1 protein-coding gene is annotated in these 5,142 nt (G+C 70.3%); it reads right to left on the bottom strand.

Features of this window, described 5'->3' with window-relative positions:
* On the bottom strand, window positions 1-5,142 hold a 5,142-nt coding region (locus AWQ70_RS40875), incomplete at both ends, for a type I polyketide synthase (RefSeq protein WP_218004795.1).

Raw genomic sequence — 5,142 nt, 5'->3', positions numbered from 1 at the left:
TCCTGGTCCCCGGCCGGCCCATGCAACGACGCCGCCCGCACCAACCGCGGCACCCACAGGGCACCATCCCGAACCGCGACCTCCGGCTCGTCACCGCCCACAACCGACGGCCACATGCTCGCCGCGTCATCCGGGTCACCGGCGGGATCGAGGTCCACCAGCACGATCCGGCCAGGGTTCTCGGTCTGCGCCGACCGCAACAATCCCCACACCGCCGCCACCGCAGGGTCGATCCCATCCCGCGCGACCGGGGCGGCGGGGACGGCACCACGAGTCAGGGCCACCAAGCGGGAGTCGGCGAACCGCTCCTCAGCCAGCCACTCCTGCACCACTCCCATCGCCCACGCGGTCAGCCCATGCACATCGCTCGACTGACCCACCGGCAGCACCACCACCGGCGGCGCAACTCCGCCCTGCACCACCGCCGCGAGGCTCTCAAACCGGCCCGCGGTCAGGACTTCGGCGTCGCCGATCACCACCCAGTCCGAGGTGTCGAACTCCGTGGCGGCCGATCCCACCAGAGGCACCCAGTCCACCGCGAACAGCGCGTCCGACGCCGCATCCTCCGCAGGCCGCAATGCCTCAGGCGACACCTCACGCATGACCAGGGACTCGACGGATGCGACGGGCGCACCGGTCGCGTCCGCGGTCTGTATCTCGACACCGTCGCCGACCGCGGTCATGGCCACCCGAAGCATCGAGGCTCCGGCGGCATGCAGCCGCACGCCCGTCCACGCGAACGGCAACCGTGTCCCCTGACCACCGGCGGCGACGAGCCCGCTGACATGCAGCGCCGCGTCCAGCAACGCCGGATGTATCCCGAACTCGGCCGCTTCGGCTACCGCCTCCTCCGGCAACGCGACCTCGGCATACACCCGCTCGCCATCACGCCACGCCGCCCGCAATCCCTGGAACAGGGGGCCGTAGCCGTACCCGCCCTCTTCAAGAGCGTCGTAGAACCCCTCCAGCGGCACCGCCACCGCACCCAGCGGCGGCCACACCGCAAGATCCACGCCTTGCGGCATGGAATCGGCCGACAGCGCGCCGGTCGCGTGGCAGATCCACGGCCCGTCCTCGCCCGCGTCCGGCCGGGAGTGGATCTCCACCCGGCGCTCGCCATCCTCACCCGGGGCGGCCACGTGCACCTGCACCTGCACCCCGCCGTGTGGTGGGAGTTGTAGCGGCGCCTGCACAACGAGCTCCCGCAGAGTCAGGCACCCCACCTGCTCACCGGCCCGCAACGCCATCTCCACCAGCGCCGTCCCCGGCACCAGCACCTGCCCGTGGATCGCATGATCGGCCAGCCACGAATGCGTCACCAACGACAACCGCCCCGTCATCAGGACGGCGCCCTCACCGGCCAGCGCCACCGCCGCACCCAGCAACGGATGCCCCGCCGCGGCCAGGCCCACGGCGCCCACATCACCCGTCACGGCAGCGGGCTCCGGCCAGTACCGCTCACGCTGGAACGCGTAGGTCGGGAGGTTCACCCGACGGCCCTCCGGGGAGAGCGCAGACCAGTCGATATCGGCGCCGGCCGTCCACAACCGGCCCAGCGCCGCCAGGGCCGTCTCCGCCTCATCCCGATCGCGGCGCAACACCGGAGCGAACACAGCCTCATCGACCGACCGCTGCGCCAGCGCGCAGAGCACCCCGTCCGGGCCCAGCTCCACGAACCGGGACACACCCTGATCTGCCAGGCTCCTGACCCCGTCGGCGAAGCGCACCGCCTCGCGCACCTGCCGCACCCAGTACGCAGGGGAGGTCAGCAGCCCGGGCCCGGCCACCTCGCCGGTCAGGTTCGACACGATCGGGATCCGCGGCTCGTTGAAGATCAGCGTCTCCAACACCGCCGCGAAATCCGCCAGCATCGGCTCCATCAGCCGGGAATGGAACGCGTGCGACACCCTCAACCGGCTCGTCTTACGGCCCTCGGCCGCCCACCGCGCCGCCAGCTCGTCGATCACCTCGGCATCGCCGGAAACCACGACCGAGGACGGACCGTTGACCGCCGCGACGTCCACCCGGTCATCGACTATCTCGTCCTCGGAGGCCTGCACGGCCAGCATCGCCCCACCGGCAGGGAGCGCCTGCATCAACCGGCCCCGCGCCGCCACCAGCACACACGCATCCGGCAGCGACAACACCCCCGCACAGTGCGCCGCCGCGATCTCCCCGATCGAATGCCCCAGCAGGAAGTCCGGGCTCACGCCCCACGACTCCAGCAACCGGAACGACGCCACCTCCACAGCGAACAAGCCCGCCTGCGCCCACATGGTCTGATCGAGATCGACACCCTCGAACACGACATCCCGAACCGGCCGATCGAGCCGAACGTCCAGCTCCGCGCAGACGGCATCGAACGCGTCCGCGAACACCGGGAAAGACTCGTACAAGCCCCGCCCCATCCCGGCCCGCTGCGAACCCTGACCGGTGAACAGGAACGCCGTCCGACCCTCGCCGGCCACACCCGAGACCACACCCGCGGAAGACTCACCCACAGCGAGCGCGTTCAGCCCGCGAAGCAGCCCCGCACGATCATCACCGAGGATCACCGCCCGATGTGCCAACGCCGCCCGGGTCGTGGCAAGGGCCCACGCCACATCGACCGGGGCGTCGTCAGGCCGCGCGTCCAGGTGTTCGGCGAGCCGTACGGCCTGCGCGCGCAAGGAAGCAGGGGTCTTTGCCGACACCGGCCAGAGCACTGTCTCCGTCCGCTCGCCCGATTCCGGTGCCGACCCCGGACTCTTCACTGGCTGAGCGACCTGCACCGGATCGCCCTGCTCAAGGATCACATGCGCGTTGGTGCCGCTGATCCCGAACGATGAGACACCGGCCCGGCGCGGTCGACCCGCGGAAGGCCACGGCCGGGCCTCGGTCAGCAGCTCCACCGACCCGGCGGACCAGTCCACGTGCGGCGTCGGCTCGTCCGCGTGCAACGTGGCCGGCAGCATGCCGTGCCGCATCGCCAGCACCATCTTGATCACACCGGCGACACCCGCCGCCGACTGCGTGTGGCCGATGTTCGACTTGATCGACCCCAGCCACAGCGGTTGCTCCCGCTCCTGGCCGTAGGTCGCCAGCAACGCCTGCGCCTCGATCGGGTCACCCAGCCGGGTGCCGGTGCCGTGCGCCTCGACCACATCCACGTCGGAGGGCGTGAGCCGAGCATTGGCCAACGCCTGACGGATCACCCGCTGCTGCGAAGGACCGTTCGGCGCGGTCAGGCCGTTCGACGCGCCATCCTGATTGACCGCGCTGCCGCGTACCACCGCCAGCACCTGGTGGCCGTTGCGGCGCGCGTCCGACAACCGCTCCAGCACCAGCACACCGACACCCTCGGACCAGACAGTGCCATCCGCGCCGGCCCCGAACGCCTTGCACCGACCATCCGAAGCCAAACCGTCCTGCCGATCAAACTCCGCGAACACCCCCGGAGTGGACATCACGGTCACGCCGCCGGTCAGCGCCAGCTCGCACTCACCACGCTGAAGCGCCTGGATCGCCCAGTGCATCGCCACCAGCGACGACGAACACGCGGTGTCCACCGTCACCGCCGGGCCCTCCAAGCCGAACACGTACGAGACCCGTCCGGACAGGATGCTCGTCGCGGCACCCGTCATCAGGTGCCCCTCGGCACCGGCGGGCAGGTCCATCCCCGCGCCGTAACCGAACGCCGAAGCCCCGATCAGCACGCCCGTGGACGAACGGCTCAACGACAGCGGATCAATGCCCGCGGATTCAAAGGCTTCCCACGCCGCTTCCAGCAACAACCGCTGCTGCGGATCCATCGCCAACGCCTCACGCGGCGAAATACCGAACAACCCCGCGTCGAAGTCCGGCGCGTCGTGCAGGAAACCACCCCGAGGCGCATACGACGCATCCCCGACCTGCCAACCACGATCGGCGGGGAAATCCGTCACCCCATCGAATCCGTCGGCCAGCAGCCGCCACAACCGCTCCGGGCTGTCCGCCCCGCCGGGGAACCGGCAGCTCATCCCCACGATCACGATCGGATCCGCGATATCCACCGAGGCCACCACCGGCTTCGGCGCCGACGCCAGCCCCTCGAACAACGCCTCCATGAGATGGTCGGCCAGCGCCGCAGGCGTCGGGTAATCGAAGATCAACGTCACCGGCAACCGCAACCCCGTCGCCGCACCCAACCCGTTCCGCAACTCCACCGCGGTCAGCGAATCAAACCCCAACTCACGGAACGCCTGCCTCGCCCCCACCGCATCAGCACCGGCATGACCCAGCACCGTTGCCGCCTGAGCACGCACCAACTCCAACAGCCGCGCCCGCCGCTCATCCGCGCCCAGACCCCGCAGCCTGCCCACCAACGCCGACGCCGTGCCGGAAGCCCGCTCAGCAGCCCGGCGCACCCGCGGACGCACCAACGCCCGCAACAACGGCGGCACTCGATCCGCCGCGGCCCGCCCCCGCCCGAGGTCAAGCAACGTCGGCAACAGATGCGCCGCCGACGAACCACACGCACGATCGAACAACTCCAACGCCAACGCCGTCGGCAACGCCGCCACGGCCCGCGCCGCCCCCAGATGCCCGGTCATCGCGCTGGCCTGCTCCCACAGCCCCCAGCCCAACGACAGACCCGGCAACCCCTGAGACCGGCGATAGACAGCCAACGCGTCCAAGAACGCGTTCGCCGCCGCATAATTCGCCTGACCACCGGTCCCGAACGTCGCCGACACCGACGAATACAACACGAACATCTGTACGTTCAGGTCGGCGGTCAGCTCGTGCAGATTCACCGCCGCATCCACCTTCGGCCGCAACACCGCACTCAACCGCCGCGCGTCCAGCCCGGTGAACACCCCGTCGTCCAACACGCCGGCCGCATGTACCACACCCGTCAACGGACGATCGGCCGGGACCGCCGCCAAAACCGCGGCCAGCCCCTCCCGATCCGCAGCGTCACACGCGGCGACGGTCACCCGAGCCCCCAACATGGCCAACTCGGCCACCAACTCCGCCGCACCCACACCGTCCAGCCCCTGACGGCTGAGCAACAGCAGATGCCGCACCCCATACGCCGTGACCAGATGCCGGGCCAGCAGACCACCCAGCGTCCCCGTCCCACCAGTGATCAACACCGTGCCATCAGGATCCAGCGGCAGCGAC

The sequence above is a fragment of the Microtetraspora niveoalba genome, from assembly GCF_001570405.1.
Classification (GTDB): Bacteria; Actinomycetota; Actinomycetes; order Streptosporangiales; family Streptosporangiaceae; genus Microtetraspora; species Microtetraspora niveoalba.
The sequence above is the reverse complement of the archived record's forward strand: the minus strand, read 5'-3'. Positions and strand labels throughout refer to the sequence as shown.